The sequence below is a fragment of the Paracoccus sp. (in: a-proteobacteria) genome, assembly GCF_047973135.1.
Classification (GTDB): Bacteria; Pseudomonadota; Alphaproteobacteria; order Rhodobacterales; family Rhodobacteraceae; genus Paracoccus.
This window is the reverse complement of sequence record NZ_JBKEBL010000204.1, coordinates 1-3,397: the sequence shown is the minus strand read 5'-3', so window position 1 is coordinate 3,397 and position 3,397 is coordinate 1. Positions and strand designations below refer to the sequence as shown.

The 3,397-nt window shown below is 64.1% G+C and carries 2 protein-coding genes and 2 pseudogenes; 2 read left to right on the top strand and 2 right to left on the bottom strand.

Translation table 11 applies throughout. The features are described from left to right. A partial coding sequence (gene pnp, locus ACK5L9_RS15940; protein ID WP_416912452.1) for a polyribonucleotide nucleotidyltransferase occupies window positions 1–1,434 on the bottom strand: 1,434 nt, incomplete at its 3' end. Window positions 1,435–1,839: 405 nt separating this feature from the next. Here pnp and ACK5L9_RS15935 point away from each other — a divergent pair. Continuing rightward, the gene (locus tag ACK5L9_RS15935) at window positions 1,840–2,679 is read left to right on the top strand and encodes an arginyltransferase (RefSeq protein ID WP_416912451.1); all 840 of its coding nucleotides are present in this window, start codon (window positions 1,840–1,842) and stop codon (window positions 2,677–2,679) included. Between the two features lie 148 nt (window positions 2,680–2,827). Beyond that, window positions 2,828–3,163, top strand: a pseudogene (locus tag ACK5L9_RS15930) (thiamine pyrophosphate-binding protein); the annotation flags it as partial. On the opposite strand, the pseudogene ACK5L9_RS15925 reads toward ACK5L9_RS15930, so the two are convergent. After that, window positions 3,142–3,396: pseudogene (locus tag ACK5L9_RS15925) on the bottom strand (thiamine pyrophosphate-binding protein); the annotation flags it as partial. The pseudogenes ACK5L9_RS15930 and ACK5L9_RS15925 sit on opposite strands and share 22 nt — an antisense overlap. Window position 3,397 lies beyond the last annotated feature (1 nt).

Sequence of the window (3,397 nt, the reverse complement as noted above, 5' to 3'; positions counted from 1 at the left end):
TTTGCCGTCTTCCTCAAGGATCAGCCCCATCGCGACGCCGGCAACCGGCGCCTTCAGCGGCACGCCCGCATCCATCATCGACAGCGAGCCGCCACAGACCGAGGCCATCGAGGACGAGCCGTTCGAGTCGGTGATCTCGCTGACCACGCGGATGGTATAGGGGAAGTCCGTCGCCGCCGGCAGCACCGCCTGCAATGCCCGCCAGGCCAGCTTGCCATGGCCGATCTCGCGACGGCCGGGCGAACCCACGCGGCCAACCTCGCCGACCGAATAGGGCGGGAAGTTGTAGTGCAGCAGGAAATTGCTGCGGAAATTGCCGTGCAGCGCGTCGATGATCTGCTCGTCATCGCCGGTTCCCAGCGTGGTCACCACCAGTGCCTGCGTCTCGCCGCGCGTGAACAGGGCCGAACCATGGGTGCGCGGCAGGATGCCGACCTCGCTGTCGATGGCACGCACCGTGCGGGTGTCACGGCCGTCGATGCGGGCGCCGCCGGCGATCACGTCGCCGCGCAGGATGCCCGATTCCAGCTTCTTCAGCGCCGAGCCCAGATTGGCATCGGCCAGATCTTCCTCGCCGAGGCCTTCCTTGACCTTGGCCTTCGCGGCGGCCACGGCATCGACGCGCTCGCCCTTGTCCTTGATCGCATAGGCGGCGCGCATGTCGGCCTCGCCCAGTGCCTTCACCCGGCCGTAAAGCACGCTGTAATCCGGCGACTGGAAGTCGAAGGGCTCTTTCGCTGCCTGTTCGGCGAAGTCGATGATCAGGTCGATCACCGGCTGCATCTGCTCGTGCCCGAATTTCACCGCGCCCAGCATTTCCGCCTCGGACAGTTCATAGGCTTCCGATTCGACCATCATCACAGCGTCCTTGGTGCCGGCGACGACCAGATCCAGACGCTGTTCGGGATTGCCCCGCAAACCCTGCATGTCCTCGACATCCGGGTTCAGCACATAATCGCCATCGACGAAGCCCACGCGCGCAGCGCCGATCGGCCCCATGAAGGGCACGCCGCTGATCGTCAGCGCCGCCGAGGCCGCGATCATCGCCACGATGTCGGGATCATTGACCAGATCATGCGACAGCACCGTGCACATGACCAGCACTTCATGCTTGAAGCCGGGAACGAACAGCGGGCGGCAGGGGCGGTCGATCAGGCGCGCGGTCAGCGTTTCCTTTTCGGTCGGACGCGCCTCGCGCTTGAAAAAGCCGCCGGGCACCTTGCCCGCAGCATAGTATTTTTCCTGATAGTGGACCGTCAGCGGGAAAAAGTCCTGTCCCGGCTTGGGTTCCTTGGCAAAGGTGACGTTCGCCATGACGCTGGTTTCCCCCAGCGTGGCGATGACGCTGCCATCCGCCTGGCGCGCAACCTTGCCCGTTTCCAGTGTCAGGGTGTCATGGCCCCACTGGATCGATTTCTTCACTTCATCAAACATCTGATTTCCTTTGGGTGCGTATCGGCCCCCTGGCCGCGACCCTGTGTCCTGTGGCGGCCCCATTGCCGCCGCCCCCTATCCTTCGCGTAGCCCCGGAGGCGCGGGCGTCACGTCGCAGATTGGACGCCTCTACAGGAAAATCCGTGGGTTGGGAAGTGGTCCGCTGTGCCCCGCCCGTGCCACGGTCAAGCGGGAACCCGCAAGCGCACCCTGCCCCGGACCTTCGGTACGCGCCCGGCCCGCCGATGTAGCCCGATGGGTTCACGAATTAACTGTTTCGATGCTTGGCCTGTCACGAAATCGTTGCTAGGCTGGTCCGGTAATTGATCCCTCAGGCGAGCTTTCCAGACCAGACGACCGCATGACCAGCCCCGTCCCGTTCAGCAGCCTTATCGCACGGTTCTGATGCGACACACATTACCGCATCCCCCACAGTTCTACGTGACTGCGCCCCAACCCTGCCCTTATCTGCACGGGCGCGCCGAGCGGAAACTGTTTACCGCGCTGCAAGGCGAAAATGCGACCGACCTGAACAACGCCCTGTCGCGGCAGGGGTTCAGGCGGTCCCAGAATGTCCTTTACAGGCCCAGCTGCGAAAGTTGCGTCGCCTGCATGTCGGCGCGCATCCGCGTCGCGGATTTCGCGCCCTCGCGCACGCAACGGCGGCTGTTGCGGCGCAATGCGGGGCTGCGGCGCATGGCCACCAGTGCCTGGGCAACCGAGGAACAATACGACCTGTTCCGCAGCTATCTGGACCGCCGCCATGCCGATGGCGGGATGGCGGATATGGATATCTTCGAATTCGCCGCAATGATCGAGGAAACGCCGGTCAAGACGCGCGTGATCGAATATCGTTGCGATGGTGCCGCGCCGCAGGCATTGCGGCATGGCGACGACCATCTGGCGGCTGTCTGCCTGACCGATGTGCTGGATGACGGCCTCAGCCTCGTCTACAGCTTTTACGACCCGGCGCTGCAATCGGCCAGCCTTGGCACCTATATCATCCTCGACCATGTCGAGATCGCCCGCGCCGCCGGTCTGCCCTATGTCTATCTGGGATATTGGGTACCCAGCAGCCGCAAGATGGATTACAAGGCACGGTTTTCCGCGCTGGAAATCTATAAGGGCGGGGTCTGGCAGGATATTGGCGACCCCGAGGATCACACCAGCGAGGCGCATCCCCTGTCGGTCGATCCCATCGTCGAACAGGTCGCCCGCATCACCCTGCCGACGCGCGGGCGCTGAACTGGCGAAAGAAAATTACAAATCCCCGCCCTTTCGTGTCATTTTATCCGCCGCGCCCCATTGACGCCTTGGGGCTGCGCCCATAATTTGCGGCAGCGCGGCGAAGGCCCCTGCCCCCGCGCGATACATTGTCTGATGGAGTGAAAAGATGTCCCGAACCATGACGGGTGCGAGAATGGTTGTCGAAGCGCTGCGCGATCAGGGCGTCGAGACCGTATTCGGCTATCCGGGCGGCGCGGTACTACCCATCTATGACGAGATTTTCCAGCAGAACGACATCACCCATGTGCTTGTCCGCCACGAACAGGGCGCGGTCCACATGGCCGAAGGCTATGCCCGCTCGACCGGCAAGCCGGGCGTCGTGCTGGTGACCTCGGGCCCCGGGGCGACCAATGCGGTGACCGGGCTGACCGATGCGCTGATGGACTCGATCCCGCTGGTGGTCCTGTCGGGTCAGGCGCCGACCTTCATGATCGGCACCGAGTCCATCATGGCCGTGGCGATGCCGGTGACCATGTTGGTCGCGCCGGGGCCGGAGGTGCCGATGCACACGCCGACCTTACCGGTGGCCCGGGCGTAGCCGTCGGCCATGTGCGACGCCCCTTGCTCGTGCCGGCAGAGCACGTGCTTGAAGGGATAGTCGAGCAGCACGTTGTACAGGGGGATGACGGCGCCGCCGGGCATCCCGAAGATCGTGTCTACCCCTTCGCGCAACAGC

Excerpts from the sequence above, each read along its gene's own strand:
- ACK5L9_RS15935 (WP_416912451.1), top strand. The coding sequence starts at position 1,840 with ATGCGACACACATTACCGCATCCCCCACAGTTCTACGTGACTGCGCCC.